Below are 19,371 nucleotides of genomic sequence, written 5' to 3' on the forward strand. Positions count from 1 at the left end.
CTAGTCATTAATTGGATTGTTATTGCAAAGTTAACACGGCTTACTTTGCAAGCAAAACCTAGATCCCAAAAACATCTTGGGATCTAGGTTTTTTTGTTATAAAAATAAGGATAAAGTATGAAAAACAAAGAGCTTGCCGAATCAATCATTCAGCATGTTGGAGGAAAGGACAATGTTATCAGCTTAGTGCATTGTGCTACTCGCTTAAGATTTGTATTAAAAGATGATAGCAAAGCTGATGCAGATACATTAAAAAAACAAGTTGGTGTGATTACTGTTGTACAAAATGGAGGACAATTTCAGGTCGTTATCGGTAATAATGTTGCAGATGTATTTAGTGATATTATGCAATTAACCAACCTTAATGAAAATACTAGCTTGGAGTCTAAATCAGGCAAAAAATTAGGTGTTCTATCTAAATTGATTGATTTAGTTTCTGGTATTTTTATTCCTGCTCTAGCTATTCTTGTTGCAGGGGGAATTTTAAAAGGCTTGGTATCTTTGTTACAAATACTTGATATTATTGCTCCTGAAACATCAACTTATAACTTCCTATTTGCCATTGCTGATGCACCTTTTTATTACCTCCCTATCATCTTGGGTTTTTCTGCCGTGAAAAAATTTGGTGGCAATCCTTATGTAGGTATGGCACTGGGTGGTGCTTTAGTTCACCCCAATATAGTCGGTATGATGAAAGGAACTCTAGAATTACAAACCGAATTTTTCTCTATTCCAATTAATCTTATTCCCTATGCTTCATCAGTATTCCCGATTATTTTGGCGAGCTGGTTCTATTCAGTATTAGAACGAAACTTTAATAAAATATTGCATGATTCGTTTAAAAAATTTATTTCTCCATTGCTTGGGGTCTTAATTACAGTACCTTTAACTTTTGCGGTTATTGGTCCTATTGTATCTATTTTAAGTGATGGAGTTGCCTCGGGCATTATCTATATCTATCAACTTAATTCCGTTATTGCTTCAATGATTTTAGCCGCTGTTTGGCAAATCATGGTGATCTTTGGTGTTCATTGGGGATTAGTGCCATTTGCCATGAATAACATAGCGCTTTATCAAGAAGATTTTATGTTGCCAATTCTGTTCCCTGCTGTCTTTGCTCAAACTGGTGCTGCATTAGCTGTGATGTTACGATCTAAAGATAAACAATTTAAAGGTTTAGCTAGTTCTTCGGTATTGTCTGGCATTTTTGGCGTAACTGAGCCTGCAATCTACGGGGTTAATTTACCATTAAAAAGACCATTTGTGATTGGTTGTTTATCTGCTGCTATTGGCGGTGCTATTGTCGGTTATTATCACACCGTAACCTATTCATTTGGCTTTATTAGTATATTTGCATTTTTACAATTAATCCCACCAGAAGGGATAGATGCAAGATTTTATGCTGTTGTCGTTGCTTCAATTCTTTCATTTACCATTGCGACATTAGCTACTTACTTTTTTGGTATGCCTAAAGATAAATCTCAAACTAATGAAAGCGATACTTCATCATCGAATAATATTACTAATGAAAACATTGATAACCCGAATAATACTACGATTTACAGCCCAATGTCAGGAAAAGTCATTGCGTTAAGTGAGGTTAAAGACCCAACATTTGCTAGTGAGTTAATGGGTAAAGGTATCGCAATCATCCCAACAATTGGGCAAGCTGTAGCGCCTGATAATGGTGAGGTCGTGTCACTATTTAGAACCAAACATGCTATCGGTTTTCAAACTGATGGCGGTGCCGAAATATTGATCCACATAGGCATTGATACCGTTAAACTAGACGGTCAATATTTCGAGGCTCATATCGAAGCTGGTAGCAAAGTAAAAAAAGGCGATCTATTAGTTAGCTTTGACATTGACGCTATTAAGCAAGCTGGTTTTGAAGTGACCACTCCAATTATCATTACTAACAGTGATAGTTATCAAGATATACAATGTCCCGTTGAAGATAATAATATTCAAAGTGGAGAGGCTTTATTAGCGTTATCCCAAAATAAGGAGTAAAACATGTCAACAAAATTTCCTAATGATTTTCTTTGGGGCGGTGCCATTGCTGCCAATCAAGTTGAAGGTGCTTACCGTACAGATGGTAAAGGTTTATCCACATCAGATTGCACACCAAATGGTTTATTTGGTGACATCATTGATCGAAATGAAAGCAATATTACAAGCATAAAAGACAATGCCATTGATTTTTACCATCGCTATCCAGAAGATATAGCCCTATTTGCTGAAATGGGTTTTACCTGTTTACGTACATCAATTGCTTGGACACGTATATTCCCAAATGGAGATGAAGAACAACCTAATGAAGCTGGGCTAGCCTTTTATGACAAATTATTTGACGAAATGGCAACACACAACATCACACCATTAGTCACTTTATCGCATTATGAGATGCCCTATTATCTTGTTACTCAATATGGCGGTTGGGGCAATCGCAAAGTGATCGAATTTTTTACTCGTTATGCTAAAACCGTTTTTGCACGTTATAAAGATAAAGTTAAATATTGGTTAACTTTCAATGAAATCAATATGTCATTGCATGAACCGTTTACGGGTGTAGGCTTGGATAGAAACAGCACCAAACAACAAATTTACCAAGCTATCCATCATCAATTAGTTGCCAGTAGCCGAGCGGTTAAACTTTGTCATCAAATGATCCCTGATGCCAAAATTGGCAATATGCTATTAGGTGCAGTGGCTTACCCGCTTACCCCAAAACCCGAAGATGTTTGGGCAACTCATCAAGAAAATCATGGTTGGTTATTTTTTGGTGATGTGCAAGTTCGTGGTCATTATCCAACTTATATGAATCGCTTTTTTAAAGAAAATAATATTAAACTTGAGATCAACGAACAAGATAAACAAGATCTAAAAGAAACCGTCGATTTTGTTTCATTTAGTTATTACATGAGCTGTTGTGCAACATCCGATGAGTCTCAAAAAACCAAAGGTAATATTTTAGATATGGTGCCTAATCCTTATCTTAAAGCATCCGAATGGGGGTGGCAGATCGATCCAACAGGGATTCGTTTTCTCCTTAATTTACTTTATGAACGTTATCAAAAACCACTATTTATTGTCGAAAATGGCTTGGGTGCCAAAGATAAATTAGAAGCAGACAACACTGTCAATGATGATTATCGAATTAATTATATGAATGATCATTTAGTGCAAATTCGTGAAGCCATTAACGATGGAGTTGAAGTCATGGGCTATACCAGTTGGGGGCCAATAGACCTTATTAGCGCATCAAAAGCCGAAGTGACTAAACGTTATGGCTTTATCTATGTTGATTTAAATCAAGATGGCACAGGTACGTTAAATCGGTATAAAAAGAAAAGTTTTTATTGGTATCAGTCCGTGATTTCATCGAAAGGTGAAAATTTAAAAAAATAAAATGATTTAAGGGGATTATCGTGATTAATCCCCTATTATTTATCCAAAGGATAGCGCATGAAAAAACCAACAACAAAACTTTTATTAACCAACAGTTTTATTATTGTAACTTTACTGACAAGTTGCGCACAACATCCATCTATAGCAACAGATAATAATATTGATGATGACGTCACAATCTATTTTGCCCGTCATGGAAAAACTCTATTTAATACTTATGATTTAGTGCAAGGCTGGGCCGACACACCATTGACGGATCAAGGCATTAAACTTGCTCGCTACCTTGGTGAAGGATTTAAAAACATTCAATTTGATGCTTATTATACAAGTGATGCAGGACGACAACGTGAAACGATGCAAGTGCTTCTTCAACAAAAAGGAGTTAAAGATTATAAAATTCGTGAACTTAAAGGTTTACGTGAAGTTTTTTTTGGTGGTTTTGAAGGTAGACCAAATACTAAAATGGTCTATTCAAGTATGAAACTATCTGGATACAACTCTGTTGATGCCTTTTATAAAGGGTATCAAGCCGGCAATCTTCCTATAGATGTGATGATAGATTCAATTGCAAAAACAGATCCAAGGCACCAAGCCGAAAATTACCAACAGGTTAAAACAAGAACACAAGCAGCGTTACAAACTATAGTACAAAACGCACATAACAACCATGAAAAAACAATTCTTGCTATTTCTTCAGGAATGTCAATGCAGGCTATGATTTCAGATTTAACTGACAATAAAGATAAAAATAAACCACTAGCAAATGCAACTGTCATCAAAATTATTTATAAAAATGGTCAATATACTGTAAGTGAAATTGGCAATATGGAATATGTTAATAAAGGTAAAGCGGCACTAAATCAGCAAAAAATGAAACTAACCGAATAATTATTAATTTCATAATGGCATTAACTTATTAAAAACTTAACTTTAAATTATTGGATTGTTACTGTTTGTTACAGGCAAAACCTAAATGTTAATTAGAGAGTTGTTCTCTGATTTAGTATTTAGGTTTTTTTTTAATATAAAAAACGATTAGGAAAAATAACAATGAAAGTAAAATATCTCACAATGATGCTGCTGGGGATATCAAGCTCTTTGGCATCGGCAAATGAAATAACCAATAATTCAATCTTAGATGACCTATTTTTTAAAAATTCTAAGTTTGAATTTTCTACTCGTAATCATTGGAAGTATTTAAAAGAAAATGCATCCCAGCCCAAAGAAGTACACAGTGCATGGGGACAAGTTTTTACTTTTGATTTAAAGTCAGGCTATTTATTCAACACTATTGGCTTTGATATCACCTATGACAATGTCATAAAATTAGGCGCTAGCGATTATTTTGCAACACGTAATTTACTTTACAATGATGGTAAAAGCTACAACAAACATCATGCGCATGGCTTTAATAAAATTACTCAACGTTATGCAAAAATTAAATTAGGTAATGATGTCATTAATTTCAATGGTAAAGCGGGTTGGCATAGTTTGAAAGATTTTGGTGTAATAAGTTCATCAAAACATCTTACACGAAATAGTTATTTGGGTTATAGTGGTATTCTAAAATATGATGACGTCTACTTTTCATTAGCCTATATCGATAGTACCCTCCCTCGAGAATCTGCTAAAAAATTACATTTTTTAACAGCCGATCGTAAAAAAATCATTGATAATATTTCAACTGCTGAAATCGCTTATAAAGATAAAGAGCTTACGTTGGATTATTCTTATGGGGTTGCCAAAGATTATTTAAGACGCCATGTGATTGAATTATCATATAAACCAATGCAAAAATTAATTTTAGGCGGACAATTTTATGGTAGTTATGCGCTTGATAATTATAATGCCATGAAACAAAACAAAAAAGAGTTTGAAGATCATGCCTGGCATTATGCAACTGATGTAGAATGGAAAGAAGATGACTGGAGTGTTAAAGTTGGTTTAGCTTACACGGATGCCAACAAACACAACGCTATCGGGTATTATAATCGACATTTAGGTAAAAATACCCGTGCTCGTTTTAATGGTTTAGCTGCTGCGGGCGCAGACTATTTACGAGATGGCGAGCTGGTGCTAACCACAGTAATGAGCTATGATTTTGTTAAAGATAATAGTACAGGTCTCTATATGAATTATGGCCAATTTAACTACAAACACAATAAATTAAAAAATGGCGAAATAAACCTTTTTGATATATGGAAACCAACTAGTGGTGTGTTTAAAAATCTCTCTATTTTATCAAAAGTTGGTTATGGCTGGTCTTATAAAACAGTAAGTGCTTCAGATCTTACTCCAAAACTTAGACACGGAAAATACCAACGCTCACCTACACTTTCGGCAGAAACCATTATAGATTATCGATTTAATTTATTATAAATGAGGACAACAAAATGAAAAAAATAACTATATTAATCAGTTCATTAACTATTTTAATATTAAGCATATCACAAGCTTTTGCTGATGATACTTACCTATATGTGACTCGACATGGCAAAACCATGTTTAATAACGTACATCGTGCTCAAGGCTGGTCTGATACGCCACTAACCAAACCAGGGGTTGAAGTAGCCGAGCAGCTAGGACGCGGTCTAAAAGATGTTAAATTTATTTCGGCTTATTCTAGTGATTTAGGTCGAGCACGACAAACTGCCCGCATTGTTTTAGAAACTAAAGGTGACAAAGTTCAAATTAATGAAATGGAAGGATTGCGTGAAACCTGTTTTGGTGATTATGAAGGTGATCTTGATCCTAATATGTGGAATCCTGCTGCAAAATATTTAGGTTATGCATCTGATAAAGATCTAATGGATGACATGGCTAAAGGTAAAGTTACCCTAAAAAAAATGATGAATGCTATTGCCGCAGTTGAAAAATCAGGCGAAGCCGAAGACTACAATAAAGTAAAAACGCGTATGCAAGCATCATTAAAAACCATTGCGGAATCAGCCAAAACGCAAGGTGGCGGTAATGTTTTAGTGGTATCTCATGGCATGGCAATTATGGCTATGGTTGAAGAATGGCTAGATACACCAATCACAACAGGATTAGGCAATGCCAGTGTCACTAAAATTCGCTATACCGACGATGGTAAATTTATTGTCGAAAGCCTTGGCGATATGAGCTACGTTGAAAAAGGCAAAAATCAAGCTAAATAATCTTGAAATATATGGCTCGCTAATGAGCCATATCCCATTTACCATTTAAGGATAATATTAATCAATAAATTTGTAGTATTTATCACCCTAAACAAGCATAATTTGACATCATTTTTATTAAACATAACTAAAAGGTCAACATGTTTTATTTATGCAACTATTCGTCTCAAATAGGATTAATTACCCTAGCCAGCCAGCAAAATAAGTTAGTCGGAGCTTGGATTGAAGGAGAAAAATATTTTGGTCATATACTCAACACACAAACCGAAGAAAAACCTAATTTACCCATTTTTAACTCAACAAAAAAATGGCTTGATGATTATTTTTTAGGAAAGAAACCAGATCTATCTCAACTTGAACTTGCACCAAATGGCACACCTTTTCGACACCTAGTATGGGAAATTTTATGTGAAATTCCATATGGCAAGGTCACAACTTATGGCGATATCGCGAAACAGATCGCGCTTAAAACAAACAAAGCCAGCATGTCTAGTCAAGCTGTAGGCGGTGCGGTTGGACATAATCCCATATCAATCATTATTCCTTGCCACCGTGTTATTGGCACAAAGGGTAATTTAACCGGTTACGCGGGTGGAATAGATAAAAAGATTGCCTTGCTCAAACTTGAAGGTATAGATACGTCTCAATTTATGATTCCAACCAAAGGAACAGCACTTTAGAATGCGAAAGGCTTGTTACACAGCTATGCATTAATGCTAAACAAGCTATAAAAGACAAACAGAAATTTTAGGTTTAAACATTTTTAAATTTTTTTGTTTATTGATTCTAATCTTGGGTAAAGCAACTATTAGGAGGTAGGATTGGGCTATTTTCCAGATAAAGCTTTAATCATTATCTATAAACAATGAATTATTGTTCATTAACAATTGCTTGTTTTTATACTAGAATATTACAATTAATATGCTAGGCTTAAGTTTTTTGCCCCTTTTCAATCTATATAAAATAAGTTACAACATCACATTCAAATAAGAAATTTAAAGAAACGAAATAATAACAATGAAAACAATACTATTTGCTTTGCTTCTAATATTCTCCTTTCCTGTACTGAGTTTTACTTACGCTTACAAAGGCCATATGGAGGATAAAGAAATAACGTTATATTTGAGCACAATAAAAGCTTTTTGGGTCGATAAAGATGATCACAAACAAATACAACATGTTTTATCCTATGATTGTCTGCTAATGGACTCATGCGATGAAATTATCCAGCAAACCAGTTTAAAACTTTATGATGATAAAGATATTTATTTTGATAACAATGATAATCGCCCAAAAATGAAAAACTCAATCAGTTATTTCAAATTTAATCATAGTGGACAAACACTATTTAATCAGACATTAATTGGTTATTGGTTTGATGGTAAAAAAAATCAACAATACCCAGTAAAATTGCAAAAACAGTTTGAAATAAGTGATGAAACAGATGATGAATTTGATCGCCTTGAATTATTACAGGCAGATTCATCAGATGAATTCTACTTTACTGCGGTATTATCAAAACAGAAAAAAGAAAAAATTAAACTGGTTGGTATTAATGTTTATGCCAAAAGTAATCACCAATTATTGCAAAAAATACAGAATTTGAATTATAGCTACAACCAATTTAACAGTATCCATCTAGAAGATATCAATTTTGACGGAAATCTTGATTTAGCCATTAAGAAATATGCTTCAAGTGCCAGAATAGGAGCAAATTATGACTACTATATCAATGACAAAGGAAAATTTATTGCCACAAACTTATGGGGGAGCGATATCTATTTTAATCCTAAAGATAAATCGGCCACAGGTCAAAAAAATTGTTATGATTATAATGAAAAACAGCAAAGAGTCTTAACTACAATACAAAGCATTTATCATTATCAAAAATACAAATATATCAATATAAAAAATAGTTGTCAGTTTAAAAACATGGATACTCAAGAATACAGAAAATGTAATGACGATGAATATAACGCTTGTTTATTAAACCGAAATAATATTATTCGAGAAAACCCGCATGTGATTGGTGAAGATAATATATTGTATAAAAATATGGTATGGTACAAAGGTAAATTCATTGATGGCGTTGTAGATGATGAATGATTATGATGCGGTTTCAGCTAGCGATAGTCTTATATAATCGTTATTTAGTATAATAATATAGTTAGTTAAGTGTAAGAAAACAGCAGGTTATTTACATTTCATGATTAAAATAATCCTCTAAAAACTCATAAAGCCTTTTACTAGAAATCGCTTTATTCGGTTTAACCGTTATAGGAATTACTCTCGTTATTTACAGTAATTCAAGAAATGACACTGTAATGAATATACATAACGCCGTATCCCAGACAAGAGATATGGTGCCCATTCATAATGAAAAATAACCGTCACTGATTTGACTAAATGTTTTATAGTTAGCCGTCCATCCAGATATAATACTAAATGATCTCATGAGGCTAAATAGCATGACTACCATTGTATATAAAACACGAAACAAATAGCATAATTTTTTGTGAGGTGAGTGCTCAATATGAGCATTTACCCAATTCAGATTATATTTTGTAAAAAATATTCAGGATTCTATACCGTTTGGTAATTAATTAAGACTTCGCCGACTCTCATTTATTAAAATGTGTGCACACCATTGTATGAACTAAAATTTCACTAAACCAGCGCCCACAAATGAATGGGTGATCCGAAAGCGTGATTCGTACTTTAATAGAGATAGAACATAATCAGCAAATAGTAACAATTTAAAAGATAAAAACAAAAGTTTGAGCGATTTACAACAAATCGCCTTATGAGTTTTTTAGAAGATTATTTTAATTATAAAGTGTAAACAACCCGATGTTTTTCTGTACATTAAGCTAGAAACCACCATAATTAAATAACGTGATAATTATCGGCATAATCAGTGTCAATAAAAAACCTTGAGCAATAGCTGCCGGTACAATGGCTATCCCCCCACCTTTTTGTAGCATTGGTAGGGTAAAGTCCATTGATGTTGCACCACATAGTCCTAATGTTGTTAATTGATAACGCTTAATCAATGTAGGAATTAAAATAATCGCACACAATTCTCGTAATATATCATTTAAAAATGTGGCACTACCAATAATTGGACCATGGGCTTCTGTCATTAAAATACCTGATAATGAATACCATCCAAAACCAGATGACATGGCAAGACCAACGCGAATAGGCAAGTTTAAAATAAACGAGGCAACAATCCCACCCAATAAAACGCTCATCACAACCAATATGGATGTGGTCATCCCAACTTTATTGAGTAAAATTTGTTTAATCGAAATATTATTACTGCGTAATTGAATTCCGACTAAAAATAATAAAAAAACCAGTACAATTTGAGTAACATTTTCAGCATATTGCCAAATAAATAATGGCAATAACCCACAAATAAACCCAACAATTAATGCAATACACACACGTAATGATTCAAGGATCATCTTAAAATGTGACGTATAAATTTGATTTACATTATCATTTTTGGAGGTAGAAAAAAAATCCAACATCATTAAAACAACAAAATTCCCGCCAAACGTGCAAATAAAAAGAACAATTGCATAATATAAAATAATTTGCAAATTAGTGGCTAAATTATCTAAATGTGCCAGTTCAGCTCCCATAATGAACAAAATAAGGTAAATCATCCAACTCAAAGTTAGATTAATTTTGGACATCCAGCAGTTGTTTTTGATTTTAATTAAATAGCCTAAACCCAACGGTACTAGCGCAATAAGAATACCAAAATACATATTTTATTCCTTAATTATTCCTTGCTTTTATTGTTAAATTATGGGGGCAATTATACGTTTTAATATATTACCACTTATCATTATAATGATGCTAAAGTTTGCTCAATATTAAGTTGAAGCTGATCCAATAACGCATAACGATTACGATATTCTGAGCGTTTTTTACTGGCAATTTCTTCAATTGATTTTCGATTAATTTGATTTGGTAGTATAAATAAACCATTAGTATCTTGTTTTCCATCAAGGGTAAACCAAAAATCGTCATAATCAGACAAAATGCGTTCTTGACGGCTGTTATAGCGCCAATTGTTATAGATATGAGTTTTGTTACCAACAGCAACAATTTGCGTTAATTGATAGTAACGGGCAACAGTTAATGCGGCTTCAACTGCAACGCGTTTAGGGAATAACCCATAGCAGGCTTTAGTTGCTTTTTGTACACGAGTGCGTGCGTCATCGTGTCCTGTGCCTTGTAATCCAGCAATAAAGAGTGTTGGTTTGCCTTGATATTCAACAATTGAAAACGTTAATGTAGCTAAATCAATCCCATCGCTATCATAAAAATAAAGGCTCACTTCGCCTTCTCTGGCAAATTTGTTACGAGCTTGAATGGCAATTTGGATATTTGTTTCATTTTTAACAGCAACATTCGCCAATACAAAAGGTGATTGCGGATTATAAAAAGCTTTAGTTACGCTATCGGGTTGTTTTGCTAAAAAGTCATAATGATAGACCAATGCATCATAACGTGCTTTTTGACTTAAACAAGATGCCAAATAAGGACGTTGCAATTTACACGGTAAATTAGTTTGGCAGGAAAAATAATAGCCAAGCAATGGATACTGTCTTAATTTATCAAGCCATTTGAAAGTAATTGGGCTTAAGAACAAGGTTCTTAAAAAAAACTTATAACGATAGGTCGGATTAAGCCATAATTCGTTTAGCGGTAATTTACCGGTATAGAGCCAGTTAAAGAGTTGCCATTTGCTTTTTGGCTGAGACATATTCGTAATATTATTCATAAGTAGAACTTTAAATCGAGTTAGTTATTTTAACAATTATAGGGCGACTAAATTAATCAATACACATTAGTTATTAATAAGTCATAAAAAAATCAAATAATAAGAGTACAACACAACTTTAGTCGGTGCAACTATTCCTACATAAAGCAGGTTTAAATTATATGAAAATAAAAAACGGTGAACTAGTCACCGTTTTTTTAAGTGATAATTTAGTTTATAAAAAACTAATTATTGACCTTTAACTTCTTTTAAACCATTGAATGCTGCTTTTGAACCTAATGCTTCTTCAATACGAATTAATTGGTTGTATTTTGCAACACGATCAGAACGGCTCATAGAACCAGTTTTGATTTGACCAGCAGCTAAACCAACAGCTAGATCAGCGATTGTTGAATCTTCAGTTTCACCACTACGATGAGAAATAACAGCAGTATAACCCGCATCTTTCGCCATTTTAACTGCAGCAATAGACTCAGTTAATGTACCGATTTGGTTTACTTTAATTAAAATAGAGTTAGCAATACCTTTTTCAATACCTTGTTTGAAGATTTTTGTATTGGTTACAAATAGATCGTCACCCACTAATTGGATTTTGTGACCTAATGCTTTAGTTTGGTATGCCCAACCTTCCCAATCGCTTTCGTCTAAACCATCTTCGATTGATACGATTGGATATTGTTCTGTTAAACCTTCTAAATAATGAGTAAATTCTTGCGCAGTGAATTCTTTATTACCTTCACCTTTTAATACGTATTTACCTGTTTCTTTGTTATAGAACTCAGAAGCGGCACAGTCCATTGCTAAAGTAATGTCTTTACCTAATACATAACCTGCTTTTTCAACAGCTTCTTTAATGCAAGCTAATGCCTCAGCATTTGAACCTAAGTTAGGCGCAAAACCACCTTCATCACCCACTGCTGTATTCATGCCTTTAGCATGTAATACTTTAGCTAAGTTGTGGAATACTTCAGAACCCATGCGAATTGCTTCACGTACTGTTTTAGCACCAACTGGTTGAATCATAAATTCTTGTAAGTCAATGTTGTTATCCGCATGTTCACCACCGTTGATGATGTTCATCATTGGTAATGGCATTGAGTATTGACCTGGAGTGCCGTTAAGATCTGCAATGTGTTGATAAAGTGGAACACCTTTAGCGGCAGCTGCTGCTTTAGCCGTTGCTAAAGATACTGCAAGAATTGAGTTTGCACCTAAGTTAGATTTGAAATCAGTACCATCTAAGTCAAGCATGATTTGGTCGATAGCAGCTTGATCTAATGCATCTTTACCAACAACAGCTTTAGCGATTGGTCCATTTACGTTTTCTACCGCTTTTAATACGCCCTTACCTAAAAAGCGAGATTTGTCACCATCACGAAGTTCTAACGCTTCACGTGAACCCGTTGATGCCCCTGATGGAACGATTGCAAGACCAACAAACCCACCTTCTAAATGAACTTCGGCTTCAACAGTTGGATTACCACGAGAGTCGATGACTTCACGACCATGTACTTTAACGATTTTTGCCATGTTATTTTCCTCTATATGACAGATATATTACAAATGTTAATTCAAAACTATTTTTGTTGCTGCTCTTGATAATCTTTGGCAGCTTTAATAAAACTACTAAATAGTGGGTGCCCATCACGTGGTGTTGAGGTGAATTCCGGATGGAACTGACACGCAACAAACCATGGATGATCTGGAATTTCGATAATTTCGACCAGCTTTCTATCCGTTGAAAGACCTGTCACTTTTAACCCTGCTTTAACCACTTCAGGTAATAAATTGTTGTTTACTTCGTAACGATGTCGATGACGCTCAGTAATCGATTCATTTTTATACATACCGTATACTAATGAATTTGGTTCTAAATGGCAAATTTGTGAACCTAAACGCATTGTGCCACCTAAATCACTATTTTCATTACGTTGTACCACATTGCCGGATTCATCACTCCACTCTGTGATTAAAGCAATGATTGGGCTGGCACAATCTTTAACAAATTCGGTTGAGTTAGCATCTTTAATACCTGCAACATTACGTGCATATTCGATCATAGCCACTTGTAAACCAAGGCAAATACCTAAATATGGGATTTTGTTTTCACGCGCATAGCGAGCTGCCATAATTTTACCTTCAACGCCACGATAACCAAATCCACCTGGAATTAAGATCGCATCTAAGCCTTGAAGTAATTCTGTGCCACGCGATTCAAGATCTTCTGAATCAATATAACGAATGTGCACTGTTAAACGATTTTTTAATCCCCCGTGCTTTAACGCTTCATTCACTGATTTATAAGCATCCGGTAAAGCAATATATTTACCCACCATACCAATGGTTACTTCACCCACTGGGTTGGCTTCTTCATAAATCACTTGTTCCCATTGCGATAAATCAGCTTCTTTACATTCAAGATTAAATCGTTTGCAAACGAAAGTATCTAAGTTTTGCGATTTTAATAACGCAGGTATTTTGTAAATAGAATCGACATCTTTAAGCGAAATAACTGCACGCTCAGGCACATTACAAAATAGCGCGATTTTGGCACGTTCATGAGCAGGAATAATGCGATCAGAGCGGCAAATTAAAACATCCGGTTGAATACCAATTGACAGTAACTCTTTTACTGAATGCTGTGTTGGTTTGGTTTTCACTTCACCAGCAGATGCTAAATAAGGTACTAGCGTTAGATGCATAAATAACGTGTGTTCACGACCCACATCCACCGCTAATTGACGGATCGCTTCTAAAAATGGAAGAGATTCAATATCACCTACTGTACCACCAATTTCAACAATGGCAACATCAAAACCTTTTGCCCCATCAATCACACGTGATTTAATTGCATTAGTGATATGTGGTATAACTTGAACCGTTGCCCCTAAATAATCGCCACGGCGCTCTTTGCGTAACACATCAGAATAAATGCGACCTGTAGTGAAATTATTTTTTCGCGTCATTTTAGTGCGAATAAAACGTTCATAATGACCCAAATCAAGATCGGTTTCAGCACCATCTTCTGTCACAAACACTTCACCATGTTGAATAGGACTCATTGTGCCCGGATCGACATTAATGTAGGGATCAAGCTTGAGCATGGTGACTTTTAAATTGCGGGCTTCTAAAATTGCAGCGAGAGACGCTGCGGCAATGCCTTTACCAAGAGAAGAAACGACACCGCCTGTAACAAAAATATAATTCGTGACCATTAATATTAGACCATTATTAATTTATTAGAACAATATTGCATCGATTTTTAGACATCAAAACCAATACAACATACAAGAATCAGACGGGAATGCAGTATAACAGAATCCGCCTTACCTCACAATTGAATAATGAGTTTTAACTAATTCTTTTAAAAGGGACATTAGCCAAATTTACTCCTATTTGGGTTAGTACCTTTAATAATGCATAAAGAATTTTATTACCCTCATCTAGATCGAGTTATTTTTTTAATTAGCCTTGCTAATTATATCGGTGACAACTTGTTAAGCTTTTTAGTTAGCGTCAACACACCCTTTTGTCATTTTTTAATGTTTTATGTGATCCCAAAAGACCGTTTACTTTAATATTAAATACGCCATTAGATAATGGTTTATTGCTAAAACTGCATTGACAGAAGGAAAAATAGAATTGGTATCAAATGCTATATTGAACTCACTCAAATCATTTAAATTGCAATTTAATGGCTTGATTATCACCGCCAAAATTTAATCTTAAATTATCAGTCTCTCCACTAATAAAAAAAGAGTTGATAAGCTTATGTTTAGTAAAAACATACCTCAATTTATTAACAAAATGCTGAATAAGTAGGCTGAGTTATCTTACTAATAATTACTTACCTCATTTTTAATCCTCAATGAATTCAGCATTTTTTAAATTATGCTACAGCTTATAAGTTGCGGTCAGCAAAAAGGCTCTCGGTGTACCAGGCATACTACTTGAACGCCAATACTCTTTACCTAATAAATTAGTTAATGCTAAAGTCACGTCAAAACGCCGAGATTGATAACCAACTGCTGTATTCCATACGGTATAACCTGGGCGTTTGAATTGATTCTTATTATCGTTATACATCGAGCCTTTATAATTGAGTTCCACTTCTGTAAACCAATTATCGTAAGGTAAATAACGAACGCTTAAATAACCACTATGCTTAGCCGTATTAGGCAAATATTTGTCCCGATTGGCTGGCGTTTTTTTATCTTTATGAACTTTAGCTTGTTGATAGCCAATACCACTATTAACGTACCATTTTGTTGCCAGCTGACCAATAACACTTAGTTCAAAACCTTGGCTACGATCACTCCCTTTAACCTGCCAATTATAAGGGTCATTAACAGCATCAGGCTGATAACGAACATTATATAGTTCAAGATCATAAATGGCAATTTGAGAGGAAAGCTTATCATCTAGCCAGTCACTTTTAATTCCAACCTCATATTGACGCGAATATTGGGGTTTATCATCATAAACTGTTTTTGAGTCGGTCGAAATTGTAATAAGACCTCGCCCGCCATAAGGTGCAAAATTTTTACTATAAGAAGCATAAAAACTCTGCGATTCTATAGGCTGCCAAATTATACCAACTCGAGGACTTAATGAGTGACCGTCATACGAACGGTTTTGGTGTTTTAATTTATCATTTGATGCAAAATTATAATTATCGTAACGTAGTCCTGCTAATAATTTCCATTGTGCTGTCAAACTAATCAAGTCTTGCCAATAAAATCCTTTCGATGTGGCTTTATGATTGGTTTTGGTATTCAATTTACTATAATGAGGCTTTTTGGAATACCAATGCGGATGAAATGGATCAACCACTTCTGGATAAGCGCTGGTTAGGGCTAATCTTGGCTGACGTTTTTCAATGTTATATTCAATACCAATAAGCATATCATGCACAATACTTGCTGTATTAAATTTACCCATTAAATCGGCAGTATTACTGTATGTCTTATTAGCGGTTTCTTGCCAAGCTCGGCGAAATTGCAATTTACCTTGATAATGACAATCTTTACCATTATTCAGTTTGCCATTTAAATGACAATAATTACCTGCATAAATATGATCGAAGTTTTGAGAGGCTTGACGGTATAAATTAGTTAATTTAATAGACCAGTCAGGGTTGAGTTCAAATCCCATGACAGAACGTAATGAACGATAATTATCTTTCACATAATCATCCGGGTGTGCATAGGCCGTTTTAGTCGATACGCCTTTAGGTAAATCATAATAAGCCGGCGCCCTATCTGGCTTACGCCACAAATTATCATAAGTATATTGAACTAACCAATTAAATCCATCTAAGTTGTCATAGAGTATACTTGGCGATACCATTGTATCTCTTTGCTTAATTCCTTTACGAAAACTTCTGTCTGATTGATGATCGACAGTCATTCGTATGGCAAGTTTATCATATAAAACCTGATTGATATCCACCATACCACCATACTTATCCCATGAACCACTACGTAAACTTAAGATCGAAGGTGAATCAAAATTAGCTTGTTTACTAATCATATTAATGATTCCACCACCTGATCCACGTCCATAAAGCACAGATGCAGGACCTTTTAACACTTCAATCCGCTCTATGTTTGCAGTACTTTGCCTAACCTGCCCACTAGCACGAATACCATCGCGATAAATATCACCAGAACTTGCCGAAAAACCTCGAATTTTTATACCTTCATCCCGCATGTCATAGGTTGTATCAACCCCTGGCAATTTATTGACTATCACATTGAGATCATTTTGCCCATAAATTTTTTGTTGCTCAAGGTTAACGGCATTAATTGTTTGAGGAATATCTTTGATATCAAAAGGCATTTTTGTTGCTGTTGATGATTTTTTTATCCGCTGATCATTATTATCCTTAATATTAGCAAAAACCTTCATTGTCTCGATATTAGTATCATCATTAAATTTTTCTTGTGCACCAACAATAACAGACGTGGTACCCAATAAGCTGAATATTGCTAATTGATTAACTAACTTCATTGTTTGTCCGTCCTATCGTTTATGATTTTACTTTATTACTTAAAAACTAGAATAACAACATTATGATAATGATTATCATTTTCATGATCAACTTATATTATATTTTTTAACCACATTACGTGAAAAACTCGCACCATTTACAGTAAATTAAGCAACAACGGTAATGGATAGGGATATACCTTATAACAGGCAAGAGAAACAACACCTATATCATAAAAAAAAATACTCTCACCAAGTTGGCTACACGTTTTGTGGTCAGTCGTCTGACCATGCATAACAAGCTAAAAAAGTCAGATTGCCCCGCCTTAATCAGTAGCACCACCATTCAGTAAAGAAAAGATAAATGCAACTTTATTGACATCAGCATTAAAACATTGTGCAATCGGTTTTATTAACATACCAAATTAGCTGGCAAAACCATCCATAATAAAATTAGCCAGAAAGCTAATTAATGTGAGTGATAGCTTATTGTTCATAATATTATCCTGAAAAATGATTTAGCATGATATTTTAAGATTTTATGGCAACCTGTAAGGCTAGTTTAATCATATTGTTAAATGTTAGTTATCTCTCTTCAGCAGAGGTTTCTTTACCAGTTAGACAGTGGTTAGAAACAGTTAAAATGACTAAAGACTCAATATTGAATTATTGAACAATACCATATAAACCAGCCATCTCCATATCGATGCCTAAAACACTTGATTTTTCTAAAGTACTAATTAACGATTCATCAGGATCATAATAAAGATCATCACTAAAGACATTGCCTGCTTTAACAGGAATATTCATAATTTTGGCAGTTTCATAATCATTGTGTAATAAAGAAAAAGTAGCAGGAGTAGCAATGTTATAACCATTTGCTCTTTTTTGATTAGTCATTGAATCAGTACCAGCAGCAACCGCTAAAATAACATCACGCATTTTTACGCTGTGCTGTGTTGCACCTAAACCACCGATACGAATAATACGCTTTACATTAAAGTCATTGATTAATTCATAGGCATAAAACGTAATTGACGGAATCCCCCATTCCGTGCCCCGTGACTAAAACTGGAATACCGTTATATATTCCAGTATAACCTAACATGTTACGTACATTATAAATTTGCTTTGCATCTGTTAAATAAGTTTCGGAAATAAATTTGCTCGCAAAGGATCACCTAGCATAATAACAGTTTGTGCAAAATCATTTTTCTTTGCATTAATATATGCTGTCATAATATTTCCTAAGCAATTGAAGAATTGACCATAATTACAGTAATGATTTTTCTCTTTTTACTAGGACATAAGTCCGAAGCTCATGTTCTATGCCACATTTTTATAAAATTGTTTGATGGCTAAATCGTTGGATGAATTAAACTAGGTGTGGTGATTTTTGGACGTTTTTACTTTGGTGATAATATAGCTACAGTTACCTTAAACAAATTGGTGTGTTTTTAGTAAATAAAAAAAATAAAATAAAATCAATAATCTTTCTGACTGTTTTTGGATGTGAATTTGTTTCTATAACCTAATTGCTTATGCACTAAAAGCAATAAATAGCATATAAAACCGAAATTCTTACGGCTTTATCAAATAACATAGCCTAAATCAATCCTATACAAATGGTTTAGTTATCATTCTTCGATAAAGCCTTCGTTTTGCTGTAAATAAGTTACAAATAGTCATTATATTATTCGATTTTTATATATACCTAAAATTTTATTCTTGCGTCGATGATTAGCCAACAATTTGTAACAAATTGCAACGCCATTTAAAATCGAGACTAAAGCCATAATCATAACAACAGCAAGACTAACAAAAATTGGTGATACGAATGGAGCGGCAATTTTTAGATCATAATCATTGATTTTAACCACAAATGCATATTTCTCGGTAAAAACGACTTCTGCAACGTTAAAATCTGAAATATGGAGGTACATGTTATAAGGGAAAAGAGTTCAATCCCATCAATCTCATAATAAAAAGAGGTTTCTTCAGTATTCGTAT

12 protein-coding genes and 2 pseudogenes are annotated in these 19,371 nt (G+C 34.2%); 7 read left to right on the forward strand and 7 right to left on the reverse strand.

The window, feature by feature from the left end; genetic code table 11:
- Positions 1-117 precede the first annotated feature (117 nt).
- The 7 genes from ACYIAM_RS03530 (at position 118) to ACYIAM_RS03560 (ending at position 8,675) form a co-directional block, all read left to right on the forward strand.
- Positions 118-2,013 carry a beta-glucoside-specific PTS transporter subunit IIABC gene (locus ACYIAM_RS03530; RefSeq protein ID WP_483747265.1) on the forward strand — a complete coding sequence of 632 codons (1,896 nt, stop codon included), beginning with the start codon at positions 118-120 and terminating at the stop codon, positions 2,011-2,013.
- Positions 2,014-2,016: 3 nt separating this feature from the next.
- Positions 2,017-3,411: a glycoside hydrolase family 1 protein gene (locus ACYIAM_RS03535; RefSeq protein ID WP_483747266.1), complete on the forward strand. Its 1,395-nt coding sequence runs from the start codon at positions 2,017-2,019 to the stop codon at positions 3,409-3,411.
- Between the two features lie 57 nt (positions 3,412-3,468).
- Positions 3,469-4,299: a histidine phosphatase family protein gene (locus ACYIAM_RS03540; protein ID WP_483747267.1), complete on the forward strand. Its 831-nt coding sequence runs from the start codon at positions 3,469-3,471 to the stop codon at positions 4,297-4,299.
- A 162-nt stretch (positions 4,300-4,461) separates the two neighbouring features.
- The gene (locus ACYIAM_RS03545) at positions 4,462-5,790 is read left to right on the forward strand and encodes a hypothetical protein (protein ID WP_483747268.1); all 1,329 of its coding nucleotides are present in this window, start codon (positions 4,462-4,464) and stop codon (positions 5,788-5,790) included.
- Between the two features lie 14 nt (positions 5,791-5,804).
- Positions 5,805-6,569 (forward strand): histidine phosphatase family protein, encoded by a 765-nt coding sequence (locus tag ACYIAM_RS03550; protein WP_483747269.1) that lies wholly within the window; start codon positions 5,805-5,807, stop codon positions 6,567-6,569.
- Between the two features lie 140 nt (positions 6,570-6,709).
- Positions 6,710-7,249, forward strand: coding sequence for a methylated-DNA--[protein]-cysteine S-methyltransferase (locus tag ACYIAM_RS03555; protein WP_174797111.1), 540 nt, complete (start codon positions 6,710-6,712; stop codon positions 7,247-7,249).
- Between the two features lie 337 nt (positions 7,250-7,586).
- On the forward strand, positions 7,587-8,675 hold the full coding sequence (locus ACYIAM_RS03560) for a hypothetical protein (protein ID WP_483747270.1): 1,089 nt from the start codon (positions 7,587-7,589) through the stop codon (positions 8,673-8,675).
- Between the two features lie 764 nt (positions 8,676-9,439).
- On the opposite strand, the gene ACYIAM_RS03565 is transcribed toward ACYIAM_RS03560, so the two are convergent.
- The 7 genes and pseudogenes from ACYIAM_RS03565 to deoD all read right to left on the reverse strand — a co-directional run bounded on the left by ACYIAM_RS03565 (position 9,440) and on the right by deoD (position 18,600).
- Complete coding sequence (locus ACYIAM_RS03565) at positions 9,440-10,348, reverse strand: LysO family transporter (RefSeq protein ID WP_483747271.1); 909 nt, start codon at positions 10,346-10,348, stop codon at positions 9,440-9,442.
- Positions 10,349-10,428: 80 nt separating this feature from the next.
- Positions 10,429-11,370: a VirK/YbjX family protein gene (locus tag ACYIAM_RS03570; RefSeq protein ID WP_483747272.1), complete on the reverse strand. Its 942-nt coding sequence runs from the start codon at positions 11,368-11,370 to the stop codon at positions 10,429-10,431.
- A gap of 228 nt (positions 11,371-11,598) precedes the next feature.
- Positions 11,599-12,900 (reverse strand): phosphopyruvate hydratase, encoded by a 1,302-nt coding sequence (gene eno, locus ACYIAM_RS03575; RefSeq protein WP_160431532.1) that lies wholly within the window; start codon positions 12,898-12,900, stop codon positions 11,599-11,601.
- 47 nt (positions 12,901-12,947) lie between these two features.
- The gene (pyrG, locus tag ACYIAM_RS03580) at positions 12,948-14,585 is read right to left on the reverse strand and encodes a glutamine hydrolyzing CTP synthase (protein ID WP_160431531.1); all 1,638 of its coding nucleotides are present in this window, start codon (positions 14,583-14,585) and stop codon (positions 12,948-12,950) included.
- A 679-nt stretch (positions 14,586-15,264) separates the two neighbouring features.
- The gene (locus ACYIAM_RS03585; protein ID WP_483747273.1) at positions 15,265-17,382 is read right to left on the reverse strand and encodes a TonB-dependent receptor; all 2,118 of its coding nucleotides are present in this window, start codon (positions 17,380-17,382) and stop codon (positions 15,265-15,267) included.
- A 314-nt stretch (positions 17,383-17,696) separates the two neighbouring features.
- Positions 17,697-17,858, reverse strand: a pseudogene (locus ACYIAM_RS03590) (MFS transporter TsgA); the annotation flags it as partial.
- Positions 17,859-17,946: 88 nt separating this feature from the next.
- Positions 17,947-18,600, reverse strand: a pseudogene (gene deoD, locus ACYIAM_RS03595) (purine-nucleoside phosphorylase).
- Positions 18,601-19,371 lie beyond the last annotated feature (771 nt).

The organism is Gilliamella sp. X-60 (assembly GCF_057063585.1).

Coding starts and splice junctions, on each gene's coding strand:
- ACYIAM_RS03530 (WP_483747265.1), top strand. CDS start 118: ATGAAAAACAAAGAGCTTGCCGAATCAATCATTCAGCATGTTGGAGGA.
- ACYIAM_RS03535 (WP_483747266.1), top strand. CDS start 2,017: ATGTCAACAAAATTTCCTAATGATTTTCTTTGGGGCGGTGCCATTGCT.
- ACYIAM_RS03540 (WP_483747267.1), top strand. CDS start 3,469: ATGAAAAAACCAACAACAAAACTTTTATTAACCAACAGTTTTATTATT.
- ACYIAM_RS03545 (WP_483747268.1), top strand. CDS start 4,462: ATGAAAGTAAAATATCTCACAATGATGCTGCTGGGGATATCAAGCTCT.
- ACYIAM_RS03550 (WP_483747269.1), top strand. CDS start 5,805: ATGAAAAAAATAACTATATTAATCAGTTCATTAACTATTTTAATATTA.
- ACYIAM_RS03555 (WP_174797111.1), top strand. CDS start 6,710: ATGTTTTATTTATGCAACTATTCGTCTCAAATAGGATTAATTACCCTA.
- ACYIAM_RS03560 (WP_483747270.1), top strand. CDS start 7,587: ATGAAAACAATACTATTTGCTTTGCTTCTAATATTCTCCTTTCCTGTA.
- ACYIAM_RS03565 (WP_483747271.1), bottom strand. CDS start 10,348: ATGTATTTTGGTATTCTTATTGCGCTAGTACCGTTGGGTTTAGGCTAT.
- ACYIAM_RS03570 (WP_483747272.1), bottom strand. CDS start 11,370: ATGAATAATATTACGAATATGTCTCAGCCAAAAAGCAAATGGCAACTC.
- eno (WP_160431532.1), bottom strand. CDS start 12,900: ATGGCAAAAATCGTTAAAGTACATGGTCGTGAAGTCATCGACTCTCGT.
- pyrG (WP_160431531.1), bottom strand. CDS start 14,585: ATGGTCACGAATTATATTTTTGTTACAGGCGGTGTCGTTTCTTCTCTT.
- ACYIAM_RS03585 (WP_483747273.1), bottom strand. CDS start 17,382: ATGAAGTTAGTTAATCAATTAGCAATATTCAGCTTATTGGGTACCACG.